This is a genomic window from Demequina lignilytica, from assembly GCF_030418305.1.
GTDB classification, from domain to species: Bacteria; Actinomycetota; Actinomycetes; order Actinomycetales; family Demequinaceae; genus Demequina; species Demequina lignilytica.
Genome location: NZ_JAUHPX010000006.1, coordinates 153,825 through 178,807, shown reverse-complemented (window position 1 = coordinate 178,807; position 24,983 = coordinate 153,825). Strand labels below are relative to the sequence as shown.

26 protein-coding genes are annotated in these 24,983 nt (G+C 72.4%); 15 read left to right on the top strand and 11 right to left on the bottom strand.

The window, feature by feature from the left end:
* Positions 1-12: 12 nt before the first annotated feature.
* The 3 genes from QQX10_RS11145 to QQX10_RS11135 all read left to right on the top strand — a co-directional run bounded on the left by QQX10_RS11145 (position 13) and on the right by QQX10_RS11135 (position 3,218).
* On the top strand, positions 13-651 hold the full coding sequence (locus tag QQX10_RS11145; protein ID WP_301120925.1) for a TrmH family RNA methyltransferase: 639 nt from the start codon (positions 13-15) through the stop codon (positions 649-651).
* A gap of 82 nt (positions 652-733) precedes the next feature.
* A complete protein-coding gene (gene fbaA / locus QQX10_RS11140; RefSeq protein WP_301120923.1) occupies positions 734-1,753 on the top strand; it encodes a class II fructose-bisphosphate aldolase in 1,020 nt (339 codons plus the stop codon).
* Between the two features lie 172 nt (positions 1,754-1,925).
* A complete protein-coding gene (locus QQX10_RS11135) occupies positions 1,926-3,218 on the top strand; it encodes an adenylosuccinate synthase (protein WP_301120920.1) in 1,293 nt (430 codons plus the stop codon).
* Here the strand turns inward: QQX10_RS11135 and QQX10_RS11130 are convergent.
* Positions 3,193-3,525 carry an ArsR/SmtB family transcription factor gene (locus tag QQX10_RS11130; RefSeq protein WP_301120918.1) on the bottom strand — a complete coding sequence of 111 codons (333 nt, stop codon included), beginning with the start codon at positions 3,523-3,525 and terminating at the stop codon, positions 3,193-3,195. The genes QQX10_RS11135 and QQX10_RS11130 overlap by 26 nt on opposite strands.
* 225 nt (positions 3,526-3,750) lie before the next feature.
* Here QQX10_RS11130 and purD point away from each other — a divergent pair, with 225 nt between their 5' ends.
* From purD to QQX10_RS11110, 4 genes are all read left to right on the top strand, one after another.
* Positions 3,751-5,028 carry a phosphoribosylamine--glycine ligase gene (gene purD, locus QQX10_RS11125; protein ID WP_301120916.1) on the top strand — a complete coding sequence of 426 codons (1,278 nt, stop codon included), beginning with the start codon at positions 3,751-3,753 and terminating at the stop codon, positions 5,026-5,028.
* On the top strand, positions 5,028-5,924 hold the full coding sequence (locus QQX10_RS11120) for a phosphoribosylaminoimidazolesuccinocarboxamide synthase (RefSeq protein ID WP_301120914.1): 897 nt from the start codon (positions 5,028-5,030) through the stop codon (positions 5,922-5,924). The genes purD and QQX10_RS11120 overlap by 1 nt, the downstream gene beginning before the upstream one ends.
* 73 nt (positions 5,925-5,997) lie before the next feature.
* A complete protein-coding gene (locus tag QQX10_RS11115) occupies positions 5,998-6,459 on the top strand; it encodes a septum formation family protein (RefSeq protein ID WP_301120911.1) in 462 nt (153 codons plus the stop codon).
* A 65-nt stretch (positions 6,460-6,524) separates the two neighbouring features.
* Positions 6,525-6,980: a hypothetical protein gene (locus QQX10_RS11110; RefSeq protein WP_301120909.1), complete on the top strand. Its 456-nt coding sequence runs from the start codon at positions 6,525-6,527 to the stop codon at positions 6,978-6,980.
* Between the two features lie 3 nt (positions 6,981-6,983).
* Here the strand turns inward: QQX10_RS11110 and QQX10_RS11105 are convergent, their stop codons facing one another.
* The gene (locus tag QQX10_RS11105; protein WP_301120907.1) at positions 6,984-7,691 is read right to left on the bottom strand and encodes a trimeric intracellular cation channel family protein; all 708 of its coding nucleotides are present in this window, start codon (positions 7,689-7,691) and stop codon (positions 6,984-6,986) included.
* 62 nt (positions 7,692-7,753) lie between these two features.
* On the opposite strand from QQX10_RS11105, the gene purS reads away from it, so the two are divergent.
* The 3 genes from purS to QQX10_RS11090 all read left to right on the top strand — a co-directional run bounded on the left by purS (position 7,754) and on the right by QQX10_RS11090 (position 9,105).
* Complete coding sequence (purS, locus tag QQX10_RS11100) at positions 7,754-8,014, top strand: phosphoribosylformylglycinamidine synthase subunit PurS (RefSeq protein ID WP_301120905.1); 261 nt, start codon at positions 7,754-7,756, stop codon at positions 8,012-8,014.
* A complete protein-coding gene (gene purQ, locus QQX10_RS11095; protein ID WP_301120903.1) occupies positions 8,011-8,715 on the top strand; it encodes a phosphoribosylformylglycinamidine synthase subunit PurQ in 705 nt (234 codons plus the stop codon). Before purS ends, purQ begins: the two co-directional genes overlap by 4 nt.
* Before the next feature lie 90 nt (positions 8,716-8,805).
* On the top strand, positions 8,806-9,105 hold the full coding sequence (locus tag QQX10_RS11090; protein ID WP_301120901.1) for an antibiotic biosynthesis monooxygenase family protein: 300 nt from the start codon (positions 8,806-8,808) through the stop codon (positions 9,103-9,105).
* Between the two features lie 31 nt (positions 9,106-9,136).
* Here QQX10_RS11090 and QQX10_RS11085 read toward each other — a convergent pair whose 3' ends face one another.
* Positions 9,137-10,276, bottom strand: coding sequence for a helix-turn-helix transcriptional regulator (locus tag QQX10_RS11085; protein WP_301120899.1), 1,140 nt, complete (start codon positions 10,274-10,276; stop codon positions 9,137-9,139).
* 144 nt (positions 10,277-10,420) lie between these two features.
* Between QQX10_RS11085 and QQX10_RS11080 the strand changes: the two genes are divergently transcribed.
* The gene (locus tag QQX10_RS11080; protein WP_301120897.1) at positions 10,421-11,794 is read left to right on the top strand and encodes an FAD-binding oxidoreductase; all 1,374 of its coding nucleotides are present in this window, start codon (positions 10,421-10,423) and stop codon (positions 11,792-11,794) included.
* 21 nt (positions 11,795-11,815) lie between these two features.
* Here the strand turns inward: QQX10_RS11080 and QQX10_RS11075 are convergent, their stop codons facing one another.
* A complete protein-coding gene (locus tag QQX10_RS11075; RefSeq protein WP_301120895.1) occupies positions 11,816-12,844 on the bottom strand; it encodes an LLM class flavin-dependent oxidoreductase in 1,029 nt (342 codons plus the stop codon).
* A 201-nt stretch (positions 12,845-13,045) separates the two neighbouring features.
* Here QQX10_RS11075 and QQX10_RS11070 point away from each other — a divergent pair, with 201 nt between their 5' ends.
* Together QQX10_RS11070 and QQX10_RS11065 are read left to right on the top strand one after the other, a co-directional pair.
* A complete protein-coding gene (locus tag QQX10_RS11070) occupies positions 13,046-14,029 on the top strand; it encodes a GNAT family N-acetyltransferase (RefSeq protein ID WP_301120893.1) in 984 nt (327 codons plus the stop codon).
* Between the two features lie 2 nt (positions 14,030-14,031).
* Positions 14,032-14,469: a hypothetical protein gene (locus tag QQX10_RS11065; RefSeq protein WP_301120891.1), complete on the top strand. Its 438-nt coding sequence runs from the start codon at positions 14,032-14,034 to the stop codon at positions 14,467-14,469.
* 7 nt (positions 14,470-14,476) lie between these two features.
* On the opposite strand, the gene QQX10_RS11060 is transcribed toward QQX10_RS11065, so the two are convergent.
* Positions 14,477-15,178, bottom strand: a complete 702-nt coding sequence (locus tag QQX10_RS11060; protein WP_301120889.1) for an aspartate/glutamate racemase family protein — start codon at positions 15,176-15,178, stop codon at positions 14,477-14,479.
* Positions 15,179-15,237: 59 nt separating this feature from the next.
* Here QQX10_RS11060 and QQX10_RS11055 point away from each other — a divergent pair, with 59 nt between their 5' ends.
* Entirely contained in the window at positions 15,238-15,657 is a 420-nt protein-coding gene (locus tag QQX10_RS11055) for a heavy metal-responsive transcriptional regulator (RefSeq protein WP_301120887.1), read from the top strand.
* Between the two features lie 9 nt (positions 15,658-15,666).
* On the top strand, positions 15,667-18,018 hold the full coding sequence (locus QQX10_RS11050) for a heavy metal translocating P-type ATPase (protein WP_301120885.1): 2,352 nt from the start codon (positions 15,667-15,669) through the stop codon (positions 18,016-18,018).
* Positions 18,019-18,096: 78 nt separating this feature from the next.
* On the opposite strand, the gene QQX10_RS11045 is transcribed toward QQX10_RS11050, so the two are convergent.
* From QQX10_RS11045 to yicI, 6 genes are all read right to left on the bottom strand, one after another.
* A complete protein-coding gene (locus QQX10_RS11045; protein WP_301120883.1) occupies positions 18,097-19,242 on the bottom strand; it encodes a PrsW family intramembrane metalloprotease in 1,146 nt (381 codons plus the stop codon).
* Positions 19,239-19,835 (bottom strand): hypothetical protein, encoded by a 597-nt coding sequence (locus QQX10_RS11040; protein WP_301120881.1) that lies wholly within the window; start codon positions 19,833-19,835, stop codon positions 19,239-19,241. The genes QQX10_RS11045 and QQX10_RS11040 overlap by 4 nt, the downstream gene beginning before the upstream one ends.
* 32 nt (positions 19,836-19,867) lie before the next feature.
* The gene (locus QQX10_RS11035; RefSeq protein ID WP_301120879.1) at positions 19,868-20,728 is read right to left on the bottom strand and encodes a PrsW family intramembrane metalloprotease; all 861 of its coding nucleotides are present in this window, start codon (positions 20,726-20,728) and stop codon (positions 19,868-19,870) included.
* Positions 20,725-21,300, bottom strand: a complete 576-nt coding sequence (locus tag QQX10_RS11030) for a hypothetical protein (RefSeq protein WP_301120877.1) — start codon at positions 21,298-21,300, stop codon at positions 20,725-20,727. Before QQX10_RS11030 ends, QQX10_RS11035 begins: the two co-directional genes overlap by 4 nt.
* 58 nt (positions 21,301-21,358) lie before the next feature.
* Complete coding sequence (gene metZ, locus QQX10_RS11025; protein WP_301120875.1) at positions 21,359-22,576, bottom strand: O-succinylhomoserine sulfhydrylase; 1,218 nt, start codon at positions 22,574-22,576, stop codon at positions 21,359-21,361.
* A 130-nt stretch (positions 22,577-22,706) separates the two neighbouring features.
* Entirely contained in the window at positions 22,707-24,974 is a 2,268-nt protein-coding gene (yicI, locus tag QQX10_RS11020) for an alpha-xylosidase (RefSeq protein ID WP_301120873.1), read from the bottom strand.
* Positions 24,975-24,983: the final 9 nt, after the last annotated feature.

Here is a 24,983-nt window from a genome sequence, read left to right as displayed (position 1 = left end):
TACGCTCGGACCGTGGACCAGCCCAGCGATCTCGAGCCCGCGCACGGCGTGGGCCCGTGGGACGGCCCGTGGCCAGCGGATCCTCGGCTCGACCCGGAGCTGCTCGCCCACGGCGACCGCCGCAACGTGGTCGACCGGTACCGGTACTGGCGACACGAGGCGATCGTCGCCGACCTCGACGCCCGGCGGCACCCGTTCCACGTCGCGATCGAGAACTGGCAGCACGACCTCAACATCGGCTCCGTGGTGCGCACCGCCAACGCGTTCCTCGCGGCCCAGGTGCACATCGTCGGCAACCGGCGGTGGAACCGCCGCGGGGCGATGGTCACCGACCGGTATCAGCACGTCCGTCACCACCCGACGGTCACGGACCTCGCCGACTGGGCCGCCGCATCGTCCCTCCCGGTGATCGGGATCGACAACCTTCCCGGCTCCGTCCCGCTCGAGACCTACGCCCTTCCGCGAGAGTGCGTCCTGGTCTTCGGGCAGGAGTCGGTGGGGCTGTCGGACGCGGTCCGGGAGGCCGCGGTCGCCACGGTGGCGATCGGGCAGTACGGCTCGACGCGGTCCATCAACGCGGGAGCGGCGGCGGCGATCGCGATGCACTCCTGGGTCCGCCAGCACGCCGACGTGGAGGCGGGGCACCAGTAGGACCTTCGCCACCCTGACCCCCGTGTTATCTGACAGAATGGACGGCGGTTCCATCCGCACAAATGAATGTCAGGAGCAACCCATGGCTATCGCCACCACCGAGTCGTACGCCGCGATGCTGGACGCCGCCAAGGCCGGCGGCTACGCGTTCCCCGCGATCAACATCACGTCGTCGTCGTCCGTCACCGCCGCGATTCAGGGCTTCGCCGAGGCCGAGTCCGACGGCATCATCCAGGTCTCGGTCGGTGGCGGTCAGTACGCCTCCGGCTCGACCATCAAGGACGCCGTCGTCGGCTCGCTCGCGCTCGCGGCCTACGCCCGCGTGGTCGCGGAGAAGTACGGCGTGACCATCGCGCTGCACACCGACCACTGCCACAAGGTGTACCTCGAGGAGTGGCTGAAGCCGCTGCTGAAGCTCGAGGCCGAGTCGATCGCCGCAGGCAACGGCCCGATCTTCAACTCGCACATGTGGGACGGCTCGTCGGTGCCGATGGACGAGAACCTCGCGATCGCCGAGGAGCTCCTCGAGCTGTCGCAGGCCGCGGACACCATCCTCGAGATCGAGATCGGCGTCGTGGGCGGCGAGGAGGACGGCCACTCGGCCGAGGTCAACGACAAGCTCTACTCGACCCCCGAGGACGGCATCGCCACCATCGAGAAGCTGGGTCTGGGCGAGAAGGGCCGCTACATGACGGCCATGACCTTCGGCAACGTGCACGGTGCCTACAAGCCCGGTGCCGTCAAGCTGCGTCCGGAGATCCTCGGCGACATCCAGGCCGCCGCCGCCGCGAAGTTCGGCAAGGAGAAGCCGTTCGACCTGGTCTTCCACGGCGGCTCCGGCTCGACGGCCGAGGAGATCGCCACCGCGGTCTCGCACGGTGTCATCAAGATGAACATCGACACCGACACCCAGTACGCGTACACGCGGCCGGTGGTCGACCACATGATGAAGAACTACGACGGCGTCCTCAAGGTCGACGGCGAGTGGGGCAACAAGAAGGCCTACGACCCGCGCGCGTGGGGCAAGCTGGCGGAGGCCGGCATGGCCGCCCGCGTGGTCGAGGCCTGCGAGCAGCTCGGCTCGGCCGGCAAGAAGATCTGACCGACCGTCACGTGAGGGAGACCTCCGCGGTCGCATGACTGCGGAGGTCTCCGCACGTTCGGGGACGATGCGCGGTTCAGCCCGCGCCCGTCCGTGCCGATAATCGTCGGGGGCCTGTGCGTCCCGGCAAGCGTTCAAGTCCTGGGGACGTCCCAGGCGAGGGGAGGGCGGAATGCCCGGTGCAGTGATCGTCGGCGCCCAGTGGGGCGACGAGGGCAAGGGGAAGGCGACCGACCTCCTCGGCTCGCGCGTCGACTACGTGGTGAAGTTCAACGGCGGCAACAACGCCGGCCACACGGTGGTCATCGGCGACCAGAAGTTCGCGCTGCACCTCCTGCCCTCCGGCATCCTGACGCCCGGCTGCACGCCGGTCATCGGCAACGGCGTGGTGGTCGACCTGCGCGTCCTGTTCCAGGAGCTCGACGCCCTGAACGAGCGCGGCGTCGACACCTCGGACCTGCTGGTGTCGAACGCGGCCCACATCATCGCGCCGTACGCCCGGACGCTCGACAACGTCACGGAGCGGTTCCTCGGCAAGCGCAAGATCGGCACCACCGGCCGCGGGATCGGCCCGGCGTACGCCGACAAGATCAACCGCCTCGGCATCCGTGTCGGCGACCTGTTCGACGAGGCCGTCCTGCGCGACAAGATCGAGGGCGCGCTGGTCGCGAAGAACCACCTGCTGGTCAAGGTCTACAACCGTCGCGCGATCACGGTCGACGAGGTCGCCGAGGAGCTGCTCGCGTACCGCGACCGCCTCGAGCCGCACGTCGCCGACACCTCGCTCGTGCTGAACAACGCCCTCGACGAGGACCAGACCGTGCTGTTCGAGGGCGGTCAGGCCACCATGCTCGACGTCGACCACGGCACCTACCCGTTCGTGACGTCCTCGTCGGCGACGGCGGGCGGCGCGTGCACCGGCTCGGGCGTGGGCCCGACCCGCATCGACTCCGTGATCGGCATCGCGAAGGCGTACACGACGCGCGTGGGCGAAGGCCCGTTCCCCACCGAGCTGCTCGACAAGTGGGGCGACCGCCTGCGCGACGTCGGCCACGAGTTCGGCACCACGACCGGGCGTCCCCGTCGCTGCGGCTGGTACGACTCGGTCATCACCCGGTACGCGTCGCGCATCAACGGGCTCACGGACATCGTGCTCACCAAGCTCGACGTGCTCACCGGCATCCAGGAGATCCCGGTGTGCGTGAGCTACGACGTCGACGGCGTCCGCTACCAGGACCTCCCGCTCGACCAGGCGGCCTTCGCCGCCGCCGAGCCGGTGTTCGAGACGTTCCCCGGCTGGGACGAGGACATCTCCACCTGCCGCGAGTTCTCCGACCTGCCGCAGAACGCCCAGGACTACGTCAAGGCGGTCGAGGAGCTGAGCGGCTGCCGGATCTCGACCATCGGCGTCGGCCCGGGCCGGGACGAGATCATCCAGATCAACGACCTTCTCCACGCTCACTGATCAGGCCCCGGTCGCGCAGCCAGCGCGCGACCGGGAGTGCCGCGTCGTCGGCGATCGCGTACCACCGCTCGGATCCGTCGTGGATGACGCGCACCAGGCCCGCGGCCGCAAGGGCCCTGAGATGCTGTGAGGCGCGGGATCTGCGGACCCCGAAGCGGGCCGAGATCGACCCCGCGAGGTCGGTCGCGGTGGCAGGACCGACGTCCAGCCATTCGAGCACGGCCCGGCGGGCGGGGTGGGACAGGGCGGCCCAGAGGCGGGCGTCTCGTTCCTGTGTCAGGAGCTGGGCCTCGAGCTCTGGATCCATCGCCTTCCCTTCCCCGGCGTTGAGGTCGAGCCTGCCGGAGGAGGGTGCCGCACGGCAGACCCTGTGGACGTCGGGCACGCCATCCCCGATCGCGGAGGAGGCGCGTTCGCGTTCCGGCTGTTCCACTCCAGAGTGGAATGCCCGATACGGGTGCCCTCCCCCCGCCGTCGCCCGCGCGTCATGGAACCGTCGGGCGGGCGGGGCCGAACGCCTAGACTCGTGGGCGTGATCATCCTCCTCGTCGGCTCCGGCGCGCGCGAGCACGCGCTCGCCCGCGCCCTGTCCCTCGATCCCGCCGTCGCGCAGCTCCACGCGGCCCCCGGCAACCCCGGCATCGCGTCCGTCGCGACCCTGCACCAGGTCGACGCCCTCGACGGCGCCGCCGTCGCCGCCCTCGCGACCGAGCTGGGAGCGGACCTGGTCGTGGTGGGCCCCGAGGCGCCCCTGGTCGCCGGCGTCTCCGACGCGGTCCGCGCGGCCGGCATCCCGGTGTTCGGCCCCAGCGCCGACGCCGCGATGCTCGAGGGCTCGAAGGCCTTCGCCAAGGAGATCATGGCGGCCGCGGACGTCCCGACGGCCGACCCGCTCGTGTGCGAGACCCTCGACCAGCTCGAGACCGCCCTCGACACGTTCGGCGCGCCGCATGTGGTGAAGGACGACGGCCTCGCCGCCGGCAAGGGCGTGGTGGTCACCTCCGACCGTGACGAGGCGCTCGCGCACGGCACCTCCATCCTCGATGCCGGCGGACGGATCGTGGTCGAGGACTTCCTCGACGGCCCCGAGGTGAGCCTGTTCTGCCTCTGCGACGGCGCCTCGGTGGTCCCCCTCCAGCCCGCCCAGGACTTCAAGCGCGCGCTCGACGCGGACGCCGGCCCGAACACCGGCGGCATGGGTGCGTACACCCCCCTGCCGTGGGCCCCCGAGGGCCTGGTGGACGAGGTGGTCCGCACCGTCGCGCAGCCCACGGTCGACGAGATGGCGCGCCGCGGCACGCCCTTCGTCGGCGTGCTGTACTGCGGCCTCGCGCTCACCTCGAAGGGCACCCGGGTGGTCGAGTTCAACGCGCGCTTCGGCGATCCGGAGACCCAGGTGGTCCTGGCGCGGCTCGCGACCCCGCTCGCGGGCGTGCTGCTCGCCGCCGCCGAGGGGCGCCTCGCCGAGCTCCCGCCGCTCGAGTGGCGGGACGACTCGGCGGTCACGGTCGTGGTCGCCGCCCAGAACTACCCGGACACCCCCCGCAAGGGCGACCCGATCACCGGCATCGACGAGGCCGAGCAGGTCGACACGGTTCACGTGCTCCACGCGGGCACGGCGCTCGACGCCGCCGGCGCGCTCGTCAGCGCCGGCGGTCGCGTGCTGTCGGTGACCGCGCTGGGAGCCGACCTGGCCGAGGCCCGCGAGCGGGCCTACGCGGGGGTGTCCCGCATCGTCCTCCCGGGGAGCCATCACCGCAGCGACATCGCGGCGCGCGCCGCCGCCGGCGAGAACCTCCTGGAGGCCTGATGCCCGGCCACGCCACCCCGCCGCAGCACCTCGAGCTCGAGGGCTGGACCCACGTCTACTCGGGCAAGGTGCGCGACCTCTACGAGCCGACCGAGCCCCACCCGCGCGGCGACGTGGTGCTCGTGGTCGCGTCCGACCGCATCAGCGCCTACGACTGGGTGCTGCCCACCGAGATCCCGGGCAAGGGCGGCATCCTCACCGGGCTGAGCCTGTGGTGGTTCGACCAGATGCTGGACATCGTCCCCAACCACACCGTCGAGGCCCCCGTTCCCGCGGAGGTCGAGGGCCGCGCGATGGTCTGCCAGCGGCTCGACATGTTCCCCGTGGAGTGCGTGGCCCGCGGCTACCTGACCGGCTCCGGCCTGGTCGAGTACGAGCAGTCCGGCACGGTCTGCGGCATCCCGCTGCCCCCGGGCCTCGTGGACGGCTCGCGCCTGCCCGAGCCGATCTTCACCCCCGCGACCAAGGCCGAGGTGGGCGAGCACGACGAGAACGTCGACTTCGACGCGGTGGTCGCGCTGATCGGCCGCGAGGACGCCGAGGCGCTCCGCGACCTGACCCTCGCGCTGTACAGCCGCGCGCACGAGATCGCGGCCGCGAAGGGCATCATCCTCGCCGACACCAAGTTCGAGTTCGGTCGCGACGGCTCCGGCGCGATCGTCCTGGGCGACGAGGTCCTCACGCCCGACAGCTCCCGCTTCTGGCCCGCGGACGAATGGGAGCCGGGCCACGCGCAGCCCAGCTACGACAAGCAGTTCGTCCGCGACTGGCTGACCTCGCCGGCGTCCGGCTGGGACAAGCGCTCGGACGCGCCGCCGCCCGCGCTGCCCGCCGACGTGGTCGCCCGCACCCGCGACCGCTATCTCGAGGCGTTCGACCGGCTCGCGAAGCACTGACGCACGTTTGTCGCGTCGGGCACGGCGATGACGCTACATTGATGCCACCGCCACCCCGCTGAGGAGAGAATTCGTGCTTCGACCCATCGCCCTGGCCTCCGTGCTCGCCCTGACGCTCGCCGGCTGCTCGTCGCTGTTCGGCACCACCGAGGAGGACGTGGCCGCGATGCAGCTCGCCACCGGCCAGTGCATCGAGCACCTGGACGACCTCTCGGGGGTCGCCGACGGCGAGGAGGGCGAGGTCGGGGTGCTCCCCACGGTCGACTGCGCGGAGCCCCACGAGGCCGAGGTGTACTACGCCGCCGACACCACCGCCGCCGAGTACACCGACGGGATCCTGACGGAGGCCGACCAGACCTGCTACGACGCGTTCGGGACCTTCGTGGGGCTGTCCTACGACGAGTCGCGCCTCAGCCTCTTCTCGCTCTACCCGAGCCAGGACACCTGGGACGCGGGCGACCGTCAGATCGCCTGCCTCATCACGGGCGACCAGGGCGAGACGTTCACCGCCACGCTCGCCGGCGCCGCCGAGTAGCCTCACGCGCGTCCGCCCCCAACGCTACGGTCGACGCGTACGTCGATCATGGCAGGAGGTGTGCGATGGCAAGGAAGCAGGTCGCCGCGGTGGTCGCCGTGATCGCCGCGCTCGTGCTCGGCACGCTGCTGACCGCCTGCGCGTCTCCCGAGACGGGCGGCGGGGTCGAGTATGACGAGACCCTCGATCTGGGGGTGCCCGGCGATGCCCTCCAGCTCGAGACCGGAGTCCTCTACTACCCGGCATGTGGCAACGAGGTCCTGACGTGGGACGGCGCGCCCTGGTACCCCTACCGTCCCGCGAACGTCGACGAGCTGCCGGCCGACCCGATAGGCGCGTTCCATGCCGCGGCCATGGCTGAGCCGGTGGCATTCGTGCCGGCCGTCGTCGCGCCTGGTCCCGGCGATGATCGCGGGACGCTCGTGATCTTCGAGGGGGCGCTCGCCTACTGGGAGTCCGACTCTGGCGACCTGTCGACCTGGCTGACGCGCACGGAGCTCGAAAACTGGTGGGCCTGCTGACCCCTAGGCGTGGGACTCGGTCTGCAGCTCGCGCTTCTGGACCACGGCCACCGAGGGCACGCCCCAGCCGCGCGTGAGCGACAGCACGCGCAGCAGCACGATCACCAGCAGCGGCACCCAGAACACCACCTCCGCGGGCAGGCGCAGCGCCCACAGCGCCCACAGCGTCACCGCCCCCGCCAGCGCCGCGGTGGCGTAGAGCTGGCCGTTCCAGAACACCTCGGGCACCTGCGCCGCGAACAGGTCGCGCAGGATGCCGCCGCCGACGCCGTTGGCGACGCCCACGATCATCGCAGCGACCGGGCTCGCACCCGCGTCGAGGGCGATGCCGGTGCCGATCACGACGAAGATCGCGAGGCCCGCGGCGTCGGAGTACTCGACGATCCGGTGGCGGGCGAGGGCGCCGATGTCCCGCCGCCGGGCGACCGGCGCGATCGCCAGCGCGGTCGCCACGGCGACCAGCACCAGCGTGGGGTTCTCGATCCAGAAGACGGGCTGCCGGAGCAGGAGGTCGCGCATCGTCCCGCCGCCCACGGCGACCAGGGAGGCGAGGACCACGGCGCCCACCAGGTCCATGCGGCGACGGCTCGCCGCGACCGCCCCGGAGACGGCGAACGCGACGGTGCCGAGGTACTCCAGGACGATGCGCAGGGTGCCGAGAGCGCTCGCCAGCAGCTCGTCGGTGGCGACGGACGTCAGCAGCTGGTTCACGGGGCCTCCTTCACGAACGGGCGGACCACTGTACCGCCGCGCGCGCCGGTAGACTGCGGGCCATGGCCACGATCCTCGTTCACGTCATGCCCAAGCCCGAGATCCTCGACCCGCAGGGCAAGGCGGTCGGTGCCGCGCTCCCGCGCCTCGGCTTCGACGGCATCGCGCAGGTCCGCCAGGGCAAGCGCTTCGAGCTCACCGTCGACGGCGAGGTGACGGACGCGGTGCTCGCCGACGTCCGCACGGCCGCCGAGACGCTGCTGAGCAACCCGGTCATCGAGGACGTCGTCGAGGTCACGGTGATGGCCGAGGAGCACGCGTGACCGCGCGCATCGGCGTCGTCACCTTCCCCGGCACGCTCGACGACCGCGACGCCTCGCGCGCGGTCCGGCTCGCCGGCGCGGAGGCGGTCCCGCTGTGGCACAACGACGCCGACCTCAAGGAGGTCGACGCGATCGTGCTGCCGGGCGGCTTCTCCTACGGCGACTACCTGCGCGCCGGCGCGATCGCCCGCTTCGCGCCGATCATGGACAAGGTGGTCGACGCGGCCCACGGCGGCATGCCCGTGCTGGGCATCTGCAACGGGTTCCAGGTGCTGACCGAGGTCCACCTGCTGCCGGGCTCGATGATCAAGAACGAGCACCTGCACTTCATCTGCCGCGACCAGGTCCTGCGCGTCGAGAACGCGGAGACGGCGTGGACCGCGGAGTACCGGGAGGGCGAGGAGATCGTCATCCCGCTCAAGAACCAGGACGGCCAGTACGTCGCGGACGAGAAGACCCTCGACATGCTCGAGGCCGAGGGCCGCGTCGCGTTCCGCTACGTGGGCTGGAACCCGAACGGCTCGCGTCGCGACATCGCCGGCATCACCAACGAGCGCGGCAACGTGGTCGGCCTCATGCCGCACCCGGAGCACGCGGTCGAGGCCGGGTTCGGCCCCGACTCGCGCGAGTCCGGGCGCACCGGCGTGGACGGCCTCGCGTTCTTCACCTCCGCGATCAAGAACCTGCTCGCCACGGCCTGACCGCCGTGGCCACGCTTCGCTGCGGGGAACTGGTGGCCCTCTCCGCGAGGTGCTCGACCGCTGCGGGGACCTGATGGACCGGGAGGCCGCGTGATCACCGAGTCGGTCGTCCTCCACGTCCACCCGGGACGCGAGGCGGAGTACGAGGCCGCCTTCCGCACGGCGGCCCCGATCGTCGCTCGCCAGCGCGGTTACGTGGCGCACTCCCTCAAGCGCGGCATCGAGGACCCGAGCAGCTACCTGCTGACCGTGGAGTGGGAGACCGTCGAGGACCACGAGGCCGGCTTCCGCGGGTCAGCCGACTACCAGGAGTGGCGCCGCCTGCTGCACCCGTTCTACGTCGAGCTGCCGCCGGTTCCTCACTACCGCGAGGTCGGGCCGACCGCCTGAGCCCTCCCGCGCATCGTCCCGGCGCGACGCGCTACGCCGCGAAGAACCCGCCCGGCGCGACCTCGGCGCCCCAGCGCGGCACGTATTGATCGAAGTAGACGCGGGAGACCAGCTCGCGGCGGCTCGCGACGCCGGCCTTGTCGAAGATCGACTTCAGGTGGTCCTGGACCGTGTACGGGGACACGTGCATCGCGGCGGCGATCTCCTTGGTGTCGGCGCCGCGCAGCACCTGGGTGGTCACGTCGCGCTCGCGTGCGGTGAGCCCGAACGCGTCGGCGACCAGCCCCATCACCTCCTGCGGGCGCGCCTCCTCGATGGTCACCACGACGTCGCCCGCACGGTCCGCCGCGCCCCCCAGCGGCGCGGCGTGCAGCACCAGCCAGATCCCGTCGCCGGTGCGCACCCGGATCCGTGGGAGGTGATCGGCCTCGCAGCGCGCGTACCGCCGGGCGGCCGCCACCAACGCGTGCACCAGCGTGAGCGGATCGCCGGCGCTCGGCGCGTTGGACAGCCGCTCGAGCTGGGCGGCCGCTCCCGGGCTCGACTGCGCGAGCCGGTCGGCGCTGTCGATGATCATCACCACCGGGCCCGTCGCGCGCTCGGCGTCGGCGGCGCTCAGCTGCGACAGCAGGCCCGCGCGGATGCCGCGGGTGAACGCGGGTGCGATCGCGGCGAGGAAGTCGAGCTCCTGGCGAGAGAACGGCGCGTCGTCGCGACCGCGGAACACCGAGATCGCGCCCCACGCGCCGTGGCGGTCGTGGAAGATCGCGCGCGCCTCGTCGCGGTAGTCGAACACCGGCAGCATCAGCTCGGCCATCCGCACGGAGCTCTCGACAGCGCCGTCCAGCGACAGGTGCATCCCCAGCGCCGTGGTGCCCGACCGCACCATCGCCTCGATCGAGGAGGGGTCCTCGACGCCGTACTCGACGTGCGCCCAGGCCACGTCGCCCGCGTTGTTGCCGGACAGGCCGGCGAACTTGCGGGTGCTCGAGACCATCGCGGTCGCGGGGTCCAGGGTGGACAGGCAGCCGCCGCTGATCGGGATGACGCGCTCGATGGTCGAGGCAGCCTCGTCCATGAAGCGGTGGAGCGGGAGTCCTGCGCGTGACATGACGTCGATGTCGCTGCGCGCGCGTCCGAGGGCCAGCTCGGCGCCGGTGAGGCTGGGCATGAGGAAAGTGTGCGCCTGTCCGGTTCATCCCGCTATCCCACATTTCTGGGGGTCCGGCAAACCCCTCGAACCGGGGATGGCGGCGGATCCCTCCCGGGGCGCACGCTGATCCGCGTCCACCAGACCTGCACACGAATCGAGAGCATGATGAGCACCATCGACACCCTGACCACCGCCGAACGGCTGCGCTCCCTCCTGGGCGACCGCATCGTCCTGCCCGGCGACGCCGCCTACGAGACCGCCCGCCTCCCCTGGAACCGCGCGATCGACCAGCGACCCTTCGCCGTCGCTCGTCCGGAGTCCGCCGAGGACGTGGTCGCGGTCGTGCGGGCCGCCGCCGCGACCGGGCTGCGCGTCGCGCCGCAGGCGACCGGGCACGGCGCCGGCGCGCTCGCGGACTCCGACCTGTCGGGCGCGATCCTCGTCTCGCTCGCCGCGATGCGGGGCGCCACCGTCGACCCCGAGACTCGCACCGCGCGCGTGCTCGGCGGATCCCAGTGGAACGATGTGCTGGCCCAGTCGACGCCCCACGGGCTGACCGCGCTGCACGGCAGCGCCGGCGACGTCGGCGTGGTCGGCTACGCGCTCAGCGGCGGAGTCTCCTTCCTCGCCCGCGCCCACGGTCTCGCGGTGAACGCGGTGCGCGCCGTGCAGCTGGTCACCGCCGAGGGGCACCTGGTGCGCGCCAGCGCCGACGAGAGCCCGGAGCTGTTCTGGGCCGTGCGAGGCGGCTCGGGAGCCTTCGGCATCGTCGTCTCGCTCGAGCTCGACCTGCTGCCCTACGCCGACCTGTTCGCGGGCATGCTGCTGTGGGACACCACGCACGCCACCGCGGTGGCGCATGCCTGGGCGGACTGGACGCGCACCGCACCCGAGAGCGTCTCGACGTCGCTCCGGATCATGCACTTCCCGCCCCTGCCCGAGCTGCCGCCGTTCCTCTCGGGTCGCAGCGTGGTGGTGATCGACGGCGTGGTCCTCGAGGAGGACGATGCGGCGGTCGGGATCCTCGCGCCGCTGCGCGCGCTCGGTCCCGAGATGGACACCTTCGCGCGGATCCCGGCTCGCGAGCTGGTGGGCGTGCACATGGATCCGCCGGAGCCGTCGCCCGCGGCATCGGCCGGCGCGATGCTGGCCTCGTTCGGGGACGACGCGGTGGACGCCTGGCTGGCCGCCGCGACGTCGACGCCGGGGCTGTCGTTCGCCGAGGTCCGCCACGTCGGTGGCGCGGCGTCGCGCCGCCCTGACGGCGCGGGAGCGGTGGGCTCGCTGGCCGGCGACCATCTCCTGGGCGGCATCGCGATGGTGCCCGTCCCGGAGGCCGCGCCGGCGGCCCGTGCGGCCGTGCACGGGCTGGTCCACGCGATGGACGCCTGGCTCGCGCCCTCGCTCGCGCTGACGTTCGTCGACGGCGACGTGAGCCGTGAGCTCGGCTTCGGTGACGCGGCGGCGCGCCTGCGGGAGCTCAAGGCCATCTACGACCCGGCGGGCATGTTCACCGCCGCGCACCCCGTCGACTGACGGGCGCGACGCGGGGCCGGCTCAGCGGGAGAGCCGGTCCCGCAGCTCCGCGAGCGCACCGAACGTGACGCGGTTGAAGTCCGCGCCCAGCTGGTTGGGAACGGTCACCAGCAAGGTGTCGGACTCCATCACCGCATCGTCCTGTCGCAGCTCCCGCTCGAGCTTGTCGAGGTCGCCCACGTACGTCTTGCCGAACGTCGAGACCGTGCTGTCGATCTCGCCGATCTGATCGCGGTTGGCGCCCATGAGGTCACGCTCGAGGTAGGGGTTGAAGTAGGTGTGGGTGAGGTCGTCGACGATCGGCATGATGCTGCGCGACACGGAGACCCGCGGCTCGCCCGCGTGGCCCGCCTCGCGCCACGCCTCGCGGAACGCCTCGATCTGGCGGGTCTGCACCACGCCGAGCGGCTCGCCCGTGGCCTCGAGCACGAGCGTCGAGCTCATCAGGTGCATCCCCAGCTCCCCGACGCGTCGGGCCGAGTCGAAGCCGCCCGCGCCGTACCAGATGCGCTCGGACAGCCCGGGGCTCTGCGGCTGGATCGGCAGCTTCTCGCCCGCGCGGCCGTGGGCGCTCGGCCCGGGCTCCGCGACCCCGGCGCCGGAGATCGCGTGGCGGAACTCGGCGATCCGTCGCGCGGAGTCCTCGGCCGCGGTGTCCCCGTAGGACAGCGGGTAGCCGAAGGTGGCCGGGCCGTCCGCGGCCGGCTCCGGGCTGCCGCGCGAGACCCCGAGCTGGAGGCGTCCTCCGGAGATGAGGTCCGCCGTCGCGGCGGCCTCGGCCATGTACAGCGGGTTCTCGTACCGCATGTTGATGACGCCGGTGCCGAGCTCGACCCGCGAGGTGCGGGCGCCCATCGCGGCGAGCAGGGGGAACGGCGAGGACGTGTTCTGCTCGAAGTGATGCACGCGCAGCCACGCGCCGTCCATCCCGGCATCCTCGGCCGCCTCCGCGAGGCGGATGGTGTCGTGCATGACGTCGCCGGCGGTGCGCACCTTGGATCCGGGTGCGGCGGACCACCACCCGAAGGACAGGAATCCGATGCCGCGCACGCGAGACCTCCTCATGTTGACGTGTCAACCAACCCTACCCCCACGTTGCTCCGCACGGATCCGTGGGCGACACGCCGCCCCACCCTCCATTCTCCCGCCGCCGCCGCCGCGTGTCGCGGCCAGATCCGTGCGCCGCAATCCGAGGGGTGAGCGGGTGCGGCGATCGGTGGGAGGTGCCGGAGGCGCCGATAGCCTGGGCGCATGATCACCATCCGCCGGGTCGCACCCGACGACCCGGACGCGTTCGCCCTCTGGGAGGAGCAGCGCGCGGACCTGGCGCGGCGGTACGACGATCCGGACCTGGTGCTCGAGACGTCCTTCCCCACGCTGATCGCCTCGCTCGTGGGCTACGGGGACGACGGCGAGCCGATCGCCAGCGCGGTGCTGCGCTGGTCCCCGTACGCGACCGGCGAGGGATCCGTCGAGGTCAAACGCGTCTGGGTGCGTCCCGCCCACCGCGGCCACGGCCACTCCAAGGTGCTCATGGGCGCGGTGGAGGCGATCGCCCGCCGCGCGGGCGCCACCAGCATCGTCCTCGAGACGGGCACCGAGCAGCCGGAGGCCATGGCGCTGTACGAACGCCTCGGGTACCGCGCCATCCCCGGCTTCGGCGAGTACAAGGACGCCCCGGACTCCCGCTGCTACGGGATCGAGCTCCCGACCCGCGTGCTGGTGCTGACCGGCGCCATGGGTGCGGGCAAGACCGCGGTCTCCGGCGCGGCGCACACGGCGATGTCCCTGCGCGGCGCGCGCGTGGCCTTCATCGACGCCGACCTGCTGTGCGAGGCGTATCCGTCGCCCGACGACGACTGGCGGCACCAGCGGCTGATGAACGAGGCGCTCGCGGCCCTGGCCCCGGTCTACCGCCGCCACGGCTACGGGTGCCTGATCATCCCGCGCATCCTCGAGGACGCCGGCGACCGGGCGGCGATCGCGCACGCGCTTGCCGGTCCCGGCGGGCCGGCCGAGGTGACGGTGATCCGGGTGACCGCCCCGCTCGACGAGCGGGTGTCCCGCCTGCACGCGCGCGAGACCTCCGAGCGCTGGCTGGAGTGGGCGATCCCTCGCACCGCCGAGCAGGCCGAGGAGCTCGACGCCCTCGCGATCGAGGACGCCTCCGTGGAGAACAGCGGACGGCATCCGGCCGAGGTCGCCGAGGAGGCGCTCGACCTGGCGGGGTGGTGACGATGCGCGGCGCGGGAGCCGCGCGCGGCCTCGTCGCGCTCGTGGTCGCGGTGGCGCTCGCGGCCTGCGGGGGCGGCCCGGCGCCGCCCGTGATCGACGAGAAGGGCGCGGGCGCCGACGGTGGAGGCGACGACTACGGTGCGGTCGAGGTCATCGACGGCCGGGTGGTCGACCAGGTGGGCGGCTACGGCGAGCCCGTGGAGGCGAGCGGCTCGGATCAGCTGGTCGCGCCGCAGACGGTGCTGCTCAGCGTCGACACCCAGGGGGGATCGGGGGTCGTGAGGGTGGAGCTGGTGAGGGGCTACGTCGCGCTCGACGCGACCGCCGAGCCGGTCCCGCCGATCGACCTCCCGGACGAGGTGCTGCGCTTCACGGTGCGCCAGCGATCCGACGGCGTGTACGTCTGCGGGGTCGCGCCGTGCATCACGCGAGCGGAGTGACCGCGCGTCAGTCCGCGAGCGCGAACCGCACCGCCGCCTCCGCGTGCAGCGCGAGCGCGTCGAAGTACGGCACGTCGACGTGGTCCCCGGTCATGACCATCGGGATCTCGGTGCAGCCCGCGACGACCCCGCCGGCGCCGCGCGCGGTGAGGCGCGCGGTGACGTCGCGCGCCAGGGCCCGGCCCGCATCGTCGACGACGCCCCGCGCGAGCTTGTCGTAGATGAGCGCGTGGAGCGCCGACAGGTCCGGCTCGGCGGGCACGAGCGCCGTCACGCCGCGCGCCGCCAGGCGGTCGCGGTAGAACGGCATGCGCATGGTGAAGCCGGTGCCGAGCAGGGCCACCGTGTCGACGCCCGAGGCGGTGATCGCCGCGGCCACCTCGTCGACGATGTGGATGACGGGCACGCCCGCGGCCGCCTCGACCTGGTCCGCGATCAGGTGCACGGTGTTGGCGCAGATCACGATCGCCTCGGCGCCGCCGTCGACCAGCCACCGGGCGTCGCGGCCGAACGTGTCCGCCAGGCCGTCCCAGTCGCCCGCCTCCTGGGACTCGCTGATCGAGCCGAACTCGTAGTGCCGGATCACCAGGTCGGCGGTCCGTCCCGGCAGCGCCGCGGCGACGCCGGCGTGGAGGAGCCGTTCGTACTCGAGCGTGCTGTGCCAGGTGATGCCGCCGAGCAGGCCGATGCGGCGAGGGTGCGTGCGCATGATCCGATCGTAGGGCGACGGTCCTGGTGGCCAGACAAACCTTCCAGTACGATGCAAGGATGAAGATCGGGGAGCTGGCCGAGTTCGGCGGGGTGACGGCGAAGACCGTCCGCTACTACGAAAGCATCGGGCTGATGGCGGCGCCGCAGCGGCGCGCCAACGGCTATCGCGAGTACGACGAGGAGGCGCTCGACCGCCTGCGGTTCATCCGAGATGCACAGGCCTCGGGCCTGTCGCTCGCCGAGGCGGGCGAGATCCTCCGTATGAAGGACGAGGGCGAGAGCACCTGCGCGCACTCCCGCGCGCTGATCGACCGCCACCTCGCGGACATCGACGCCCAGATCGCCAGCCTGCTCGCGGCCAAGGCCGAGCTCACCTCGCTCGCCCGCCGCGCCGACCATCTGGACCCGGCGGGCTGCACCGATCCTCACCGGTGCCAGGTCCTGGGGCTTGACCTTCCTGCCCACAGCAAGGTTTAGAGTCTCCGCATGACCACCGAGACCACCCCCGCGGAGACCATCGACCTGTCGGTCGGCGGCATGACCTGCGCCGGCTGCGCGGCCACCATCCAGAAGGGCCTCGCGATCCTGCCCGGCGTCGACGGCGCCGCCGTGAACATCGCCACGCGCCGCGCCACCGTGCAGGCCGACGGCACGCTCGACCGCGAGGACCTGGAGCTCGCGATGCGGGCCGCGATCGAGGGCCTGGGCTACCAGGTGCTCACCAAGCCCGCCGGAGCGGCGGGGGCGGACGGCGCGGGCGGCGACGCCTCGCATCGTCCCGCCGCCGGCGACGAGCTGGAGGCGCTCGCGGACGAGCATGCCGCCCACGTCGCGTCCGACGCCGCCAGGATCGCGGACTACCGTCGCCGCTTCCTGGTCGCGGTGGCGCTGACCGCGCCCGTGCTGCTGATCTCGATGGTGATGCCCCTGCAGTTCGCGGGCTGGGAGCAGGTGGTGGCGATCCTCGCGACGCCCGTCATCTTCTGGAGCGCGTACCCGTTCCACCGCAGCACCGTGATGAGCGCGCGCCACCGCGCGACCACCATGGACACGCTGGTGTCCCTGGGGACCGTCGCCGCCTGGACCTGGTCGACCGTGGTGCTGCTCGGGCATGCCGCGGGTGCGATGGAGGGCGCGCACGTCTACTACGAGACGGGCGCGGTGATCGTCACGCTGATCCTGCTGGGCAAGTGGCTCGAGGTGCGGTCGTCGGCGCGGGCCGGCGACGCGATCCGGGCGCTGAGCTCGCGCCAGAGCGCCACCGCGCGTCTCGAGGACGGCACCGTCATCGAGCGGTCCGCCCTCGAGGTCGGGATGCGCTTCGTGACGCGCCCGGGCGAGACCATCGCGACCGACGGCGTGGTGGTCGACGGCGAGGCCGCCGTCGACGCGTCGCTGGTGACCGGAGAGTCGGTGCCCGTCACCGCGGGGCCGGGCGCCGAGGTCATCGGTGGCACCATCGCGGCGGACGGTGCCCTCACGGTCGAGGCCACCCGCGTCGGTGCGGAGACGATGCTCGCCCAGATCGCCCGCATGGTGGACCAGGCGCAGGGTGGCAAGGCGCGCATCCAGCGCCTGGCGGACCGGGTCGCCGCGATCTTCGTGCCCGCCGTGATCGGGCTGTCGGGGCTGACGCTCGCGGGCTGGCTGCTCGCGACGGGCGACGTGGAGCGCGCCTTCACCGCCGCGGTCGCGGTGCTCATCATCAGCTGCCCGTGCGCGCTGGGGCTCGCGACGCCGCTCGCGATCATGGTCGGCACCGGCCGTGGTGCGCAGCTGGGCACGCTCGTGCGCGGCCCCGACGCGCTGGAGGACACGCGCGACGTCCAGGTGATCGTGCTCGACAAGACCGGCACCGTGACCGAGGGTCGGATGGAGGTCACGGCGACCTTCGCGCCCGCGCTCGACGACGAGGCGACCGCCGCGCTGCTCGTCGGCGCCGCCTCCGTCGAGGCGCGCTCCGAGCACCCGGTCGCCAAGGCGATCGTCGGGTCCACGACCGAGCGCGCGCCGCTCAAGGGGTTCCGCTCGACCCCGGGCCACGGCGTCACCGCCACCGTGTCGCGCGCGGGTGCGGACGGCTCGCACGCCGACGTGACCGTCGGCTCGGCGCGCATGTTCGACCGGGTGGACGATGCGCTGGCGGCCTGGGCGCGCGAGCGGGAGCAGGCGGGGGAGACGGTCGTGCTGGTCGGCCGGTCGCGGCCGCTCGGCGGCGGGCTGCTGGGCGGAGGCACCGCGACGTCGACGCGCGAGCCGCTGGCCGCCGAGATGGCGATCGCGGTCCGCGACCGCATCAAGGAGTCCACGCCCGACGCGATCGCGGCGTTCCGCGACCTCGGTCTCGAGGTGGTGCTGCTCACGGGCGACAACGCGCGGGCCGCGCGAGCGGTCGCGGACGAGCTCGGCATCGACCGCGTGATCGCGGAGGTGCTGCCGGGCGACAAGGCGGACGTCGTGTCCGGGCTGCAGGAGGGTGGCAGGCGGGTGGCGATGGTCGGGGACGGCGTCAACGACGCCCCGGCGCTCGCGCAGGCGGACCTCGGCATCGCTATCGGGACGGGCGCGGACGTGGCGCGCGAGGCGTCGGACCTCACCATCGTGTCCGGCGACCTGCGGGCCGCCGCCGACGCGATCGCGCTGTCGCGGCGCACGCTCGGCACCATCCGCGGCAACCTGTTCTGGGCGTTCGCCTACAACGTCGCGGCGATCCCGCTCGCGGCGCTCGGGGTGCTCAACCCGATGATCGCCTCGGCGGCGATGGGGGGATCGAGCCTGTTCGTGGTGGGCAACTCGCTCCGGCTGCGCGGCTTCGCCGGGTATCGCGCGAGGCGCTGAGCTCCCCGCAGCGGTCGAGGATCCGCGGCACAGGGCGGCGGCTTCCCCGCGCGGTTCGGGGGGACGGGCGAGCGGCGGTCAGCGCCCCACCACCGACCAGGCGAGCGCCGACCGCGCCGACGTGACCCGGCCGACGGCCTCCGCGGCCCGCGCGGAGACCATCCCGTCCGAGTGGGCGGCGACCAGCAGCGACAGCTGCGCGCGGTGCAGGGCACCCAGGTCGCGGGCGGCCTGCGGGCCGTGCCGCTCGCGCATCTGCTCCCGCGCGTGGCGGCGGGAGGTGCGGGTCGCCAGGATCTCGAAGTCCGCGGGGCTCACCAGGTGGTCCGGCACCGTGTCCTTGGCCATGCGCGCGAACACCGCGCGCTCGCGCAGGTGCGAGACGTGGAGGGTCACGAGCACGACCGCCACGATCGGCACGCCCTTGATGGTCGCCGAGACGAACGGGGACCCCGGGATGAGCGGCGAGTTGAGGAACCCGTGCAGCAGCATCGAGGCCGCGAGCACCCCGATCATGACGCCCCACCGCCGCCACGCGGCTGCGGTCGACACGAACAGGAACGCGATGCCCGCGCCCGCCACCGCGGTGAACGCCGCATGGCTCCACAGGCCGGCGACCAGGCCCCGGAGCACGAACATCTGGCCCACGGTCTGCATCGCGTCGCCCGCGAGCGCGGCGGTGCGCGCCGTGTAGAGGAAGCCCTCGACCACCTGGAACCCCAGGCCGATCATGCCGCCGTAGAACGCGCCGTCCGCCACGGTGCGGATGCGTGAGCCGGGGATCATGGCGAGCGCGACCAGCCCGAGTGCCTTGAGCGGCTCCTCGACCAGGGGAGCGGCGATCGAGCTCACCCAGGGAGACTCGTCACCGATCCAGCCCTGGACCAGCGCATGCATCGCCGGACCGCCCACGCGGGACACGCCGATCGCGACCAGGGCGCCCCAGGCGAGGGCGCCGAGGATGTTGACGATCGGCCGGCGCTCGTAGAGCTCGAGCAGGTACATCGCCGTCGCGAAGACCAGGCCGTAGGCGAACCACAGCGCGGCCGCCACCGCGCCCGACGCCGGGTTCGCGAGCAGGGACTCGAACAGCAGCGGCGTCACCTCGGCGAACGCCAGGATCGACAGCAGGGCCATGCTCCAGAACACCCACGACCGCCGGTCGACGAACGTCGCCGTGCGGGGCCGGGGGATGCCCCCGCGGACGGTGGCGGGCGGTGTCATGGCGCGGTCTCGGGGAAGGCCATCGACCGCACCAGCGCCTGCGCCGCGCTCGACGTCTTGTCCCACGCGGTCGCCGGCGCCGTGAGCACCGCGATCACCTCGAGCTCGCCGTCGGACACCACCCACGCCTGCACGGTCTGCTGGGGCTCCTGCAGGACCACCGTGGCCGCATCGTCGCCGGCGTCGGTCTCGAAGGTGCGGGGCGCCGTCGCGACGGACCCGTCGGGCGCCTCCGCGATCCAGTCCGCCGTCAGGTCGTCGAGGCGCGCGACCACGGACCCCTCCGACGGATGCGGCTGGTCGATCACGAGCGTGGCGCCGCCCTGGGTGAGCGTGGTCGTGCCGCCATCCGACACGGCCTCCGACCAGGTCTCCTCGGAGACCACCGATACCCCGCCTCCGACGTCCACGATGCGCGGCGGAGCGGGCGCCGAGGCGCGCTCCGCGACCATCGGCAGCACCACCGCGTACAGCGCCGCGATGCCGAGCACCAGGAGGGCTCCGGCCAGCGAGCCGCGCCCGATGAGCCGCACGGCGAGCGGCTCCCGGGTCGGGGACGCCGCATCAGCGGCGGGCGCGGCGCCGCTGCTCATGCAGCGACGCTAGCACGCACGAACGACGTCGATCAGGACGATGCGGACGCCGGCTCCTGCGTCTCCTCGCTGAGCGGGGCAGCCTCGCGAGCCGCCCTCCGCCGCAGCGGCAGGTAGAAGGCGAGGAACACCGCCAGCACGATCGCGCCCTTGGCGAAGAACGCCACCATCATGTTGCTCTCCAGCACCGGCGAGTCGAAAAGCGCGTGCAGCGCCATCGCCAGCACGAGCATGCCGAGGAACGCGAGCCAGCGACGCACCGCGGACGCCCCGGAGCGGACGAGCACCGCCAGCCCGATCGCGGCGAGCGCGGTGAACGTCGGGTGCGACCACAGCGCCGCGAGGATGCCGCGGAGGATGACGTACTCGACCACGATCGTCATGGGCGAGTCGCCGGTCTGGGCCCCCTGGGCGGCGTAGAGCAGGCTCTCGACCACCATGAAGCCGAGGCCGACGAAGGCGCCGTAGTAGACGAAGTCGAGCGCGGACCTCATCCGGGTGGCGGCGAACAGCGACAGCGCGAACACGCCGAGGAGCTTGAGCGGCTCCTCGGAGACGCCGGCGGCGATCGCACCGGCCCAGCCCTCGTCCGGGATGACGGCGCCGGCGATGTCGCCGACCCCGCCGGTGGCCCAGCGGCCCAGGCCGGTTGCGATGATCGCACCCCAGGCGAAGGCCGCCAGCGTCGCGAGACGCGGACGTGGCCGCGTGCGTGAGAATCGGCGGATCGCCCACCAGGCGAGCACGGTGAACAGGGTCCACAGGACCACGCCGAGCAGGAAGCCCGCGGGCGAGCCCTCGAAGGCCGCGATCAGGAGCGGCACCAGGCCGATCACGCCGATGACCAGCAGGACCGCGTAGACCCATGTGACGGGGTGGCGCACGATGCTCACAGTCCCTCCCCGAGGATGCGGACCGACCGCGCCATCTGCGCGATCGATGCGGCGACCCGGTCATGGTCGTCCGGTGTCGAGATCACCAGGAGCGTCACCACGGAGGTGCCGTCCGAGATCACCCAGATCTCCTGGACGCTCGCCTCCGAGCTGCTGACGACGTTGAGCGCGGTGTCGCCCGCGTCGGTGGTCGACGTCTGGACCTCGCCGATGCTCCACTCGTTCGCCGGGTCGGCCTCGAGGGCCGCGAGGTCGGTCGCGATGGTCTCCTCGGCCGTGCCGAACTCCGCGACGGATCCGGCGGGCACGAGCGTCAGGGTGGTGTCGCCGTTCTCGATGAGGGTGAACAGCCCTCCGCCGTCGCCGAGCGACCAGCCCTCGGCGACGGTCAACGAGACGGTGTCGTTCGCGGTGAGGGTGTCGCCGGCGCCGATGTGCTGACCCGACAGCTCGTCTCCCGCCCAGGGCGCGACCACGGCGAGCAGCAGCATCGACACGGCGATGGCGATCGCGCCTGTCCACTGCTGACGCCGCGTGGCAACGGGGCCGGGCTCCGGCATCGGCGGAGCCACGAAAGGCTCCTTGGTCTTCCGTGACATATCGGTAGAAGTCCCCTCAGCGTGTTAGCGGTCAGACGGCGTCGAGCGCCCTCGCGAGATCGTCCCGCAGATCCTCGACGTCCTCAAGACCGATGCTCAGCCGCACCGTCGCGTCCGACATCCCGACCATCGCGCGGCGCTCCGGGCCGATCTTGCGGTGCGTGGTGGTCGCAGGATGCGTCGCGATCGACTTGGCGTCGCCCAGGTTGTTCGAGATGTCGATCACGCGCAGGGCGTCCATGAAGCGGAAGGCGGCGGCCTTGGCCTCGGGGCCATGGGGGTCCGTGCCCTCGGGCAGCGCGATGTCGATGGTGACGAGCGTGCCGCCCATGGTCATCTGAGCCATGGCGCGCTCGTGCTGCGGGTGCGAGGGCAGCAGCGGGTAGCGGGACACGGCGACCTTCGGGTGGGCCTCCAGCCACGCCGCGAGATCGATCGCGGAGGCGGCCTGCGCCTTCACCCGCACGCTCAGGGTCTCGAGCGACTTGCCGAGCACCCAGGCGGTGAACGGCGACATGGTCGCGCCCATGGTGCGGACCATCTGGCGGACCTTGTCCACGTACTCCTTGGCGCCCAGCACCGCGCCGCCGAGCACGCGGCCCTGGCCGTCGATGTGCTTGGTCGCGGAGTACACCACCGCGTCGGCGCCCAGCTCGAGCGGCTTCTGGCCCAGCGGGGTGGCGAAGACGTTGTCGACGATGAACAGCGCGCCCGCCGCCTTCGCGAGCCCGGCGACGAACGGGATGTCCACCACGTCCTGCATCGGGTTGGTGGGCGACTCGCAGTAGATCGCGGTCGCGGGGGTCGCGAGCGCGCGCTCCCAGTCCTCGTTGACGTGGCCGTCCACATAGTCGACGATGATGCCCCACTGAGCGAAGTAGTCGTCGAACGTCGCGATCGAGGTGCCGAACAGCGCGCGCGAGGACACCAGCCGGTCGCCCGCCTTGAGGATCGAGGCGAGCGACACGAACACCGCCGCCATGCCGGTCGCGGTCGCGAAGCAGTCCTCGGCGCCCTCGATCGCGGCGAGGCGCTCCTCGAACATCGTGACGGTCGGGTTCGCATAGCGCGAGTACTGGTAGCGCTGGATCTCGCCGGCGAACGCCGCCTCGGCCTCCGCCGCGGTCGGGTAGACGTAGCCCTGCGTCATGAAGATCGCCTCGGACATCTCGTCGAACGGGGTCCGGGTGTGGCCCGCGCGCACGGCGAGGGTGTCGGGGCGGAGGTTCAGGGCGTCGTCCGGGGTCATGCGCTCAGGCTACCGGCGTCGCCGGGTCACGGCCTCGTGCGTGCTGCGAGTGCACGGCGGCACGCCGCGACCGGTTTCCGTCGCGCCGTGCACTCGCAGGGCGCGACGCCGCGGACGCCGCTTCGTCCCGTCAGACCAGGCGCGCCGCGAGCACCTCGCCGTTCGCGCCGATCGCCGTGACGGCCTCACCCGCCACCGTGACCGTCACCTCGAGCGAGGCGCCGTCCTCTCCGTGGAGGACGATGCGACGGTCGCCGTCAGCGCCCGGGTACACGTGGAGCTCGACCTCGGTGAGGAAGTCGTAGTCGGGGCGGTCGTCACGGGTGCCGCGGGCGATCACGGCGCCCTCGCGCACGTAGACCGGCATCGACTCGAAGCCGTGCGACTCGCGCACCCAGCGTCCGCCCTCGACGCGCTCGCCCGTGAGGAGCGAGGTCCACGTGCCCTCGGGCAGGTAGAACTGGACCTCGGAGTCGTGGAACACCGGCGCCACCAGGATGTCGTCGCCCAGCATGTACTGGCGGTCGAGCAGCTGGCAGGCGGGGTCGCCCGGGAACGCGATGAACATCGGGCGCATCATCGGCAGGCCGGTCTCGGCGGTCTGGACCGAGGCCGCGTAGAGGTACGGCATGAGCGACAGCTTGAGCCGGGTGAACGTGCGCGCGACGTCCACGGCCTCGTCGTCGAACGCCCACGGCACGCGGTACGAGTTGGACCCGTGCAGGCGCGAGTGCGAGCCCATCAGGCCGAACGCGAGCCAGCGCTTGAACACCGAGGCGTCGGGCGTGCCCTCGAAGCCGCCGATGTCGTGGCTCCAGTACCCGAAGCCGGAGCTCATCAGCGACAGTCCGCCGCGGAGGGTCTCCGCCATCGACACGTAGGAGGACGAGTTGTCGCCGCCCCAGTGGACCGGCATGGTCTGTCCGCCGGCGGTCGCGGACCGCGCGAACAGCACGGCGTCGCCCTCGCCCTTGACGTCGACCAGGGCCTCCCACACCGCCTCGTTGTACAGCTGCGTGTAGAGGTTGTGCATGGTCTCGGGGGCGGTGCCGTCGTGCCACACCACGTCGGTGGGGATGCGCTCGCCGAAGTCCGTCTTGATCGCGTCGACGCCCTGGCGGGCGAGGTTCCGCACGAACTCCTGGAACCAGGCGCGCGCCTCGGGGTTGGTGAAGTCGACCAGCGCCATGCCGGGCTGCCACAGGTCCCACTGCCAGACGGTGCCGTCCGGGCGCTTCACCAGGTAGCCGTTCTCGACGCCCTCGCGGAACATCCGCCCGCGCTGCGCGATGTACGGGTTGATCCACGCGGAGACGTGCAGGTCCTTCTCCACGTGCATGCGCTCGAGCATCCGCTCCGGCTCGGGGAACGTGCGGGGGTCCCACTCGCCGTCCGTCCAGTTGAACTCGCGCATCCAGAAGCAGTCGTAGTGGAACACGGACAGCGGCACGTCGCGGTCGCGCATGCCGTCCACGAAGGTGTTCACGGTCGCCTCGTCGTAGTCCGTGGTGAAGGACGTCGACAGCCACAGCCCGAAGGACCAGGCGGGTACGCGCGGCGGGCGGCCCATGAGCGCGGTGTACCGCTCGATCACGTCGGCGGGGGTGGGCCCGGCGAAAACCAGGTACTCGAGGGACTCGCCCGCGGTCGAGAACTGGACCCGCTCGACGGCCTCGGTGCCGACCTCGACGCTCACGTGCTCGGGCTGGTTGATCAGGACGCCGTAGCCCTTGGAGCTGAGGTAGAACGGCACGTTCTTGTAGGACTGCTCGGAGCTGGTGCCGCCGTCGGCGTTCCACAGGTCGACCGTCTGACCGTTGCGCACGAACGGACCGAAGCGCTCGCCCAGGCCGTAGATGGTCTCGGCGACGTCGAGGTCGAGCTGCTCGTGGACGTAGGTGGCGCTGGGCGCGAGCCCGGTGTCCGTGTAGCCGGCGACCCCGGCGGGCTCGGCGGGCACGGGTGCGCCGTCCGCGAGCTCCATGTAGCCCAGCGACTTGTGGCCGGATCCCGTCACGCGGACGCCGTCGACCTCGAAGTCGAGGGCCCACGGGGCGCCGTGGGTGATCCGCGCGGTCAGGCGGCCGGACGTGAGGGTGCCCTCCGCATCGTCCGCCGTCACGGCGCCGGCGCCCTCGACGGCGCCGGGCATCCGGAAGCCGGGGGAGCGGTGCGCGCCCTGGTGGTGGTCGATCCGCACGCGCACCACGCCCTCGAGGGGGGAGGTGAGGGTGACCGTGAGCGCGGCGCCGCCGAGCGTGTCGCCGCGGGTGACGATGCGCTTGGTGGGGGCGTACGCGACCAGGGCGTCGCCGTCGGCCCACAGGTCGTAGGTCTCCTGCGCGTAGTGCGCCGTCACGCCGGGTCGGCGCAGCCAGAATCCGTCGGTGAACTTCATGGTGGTGGG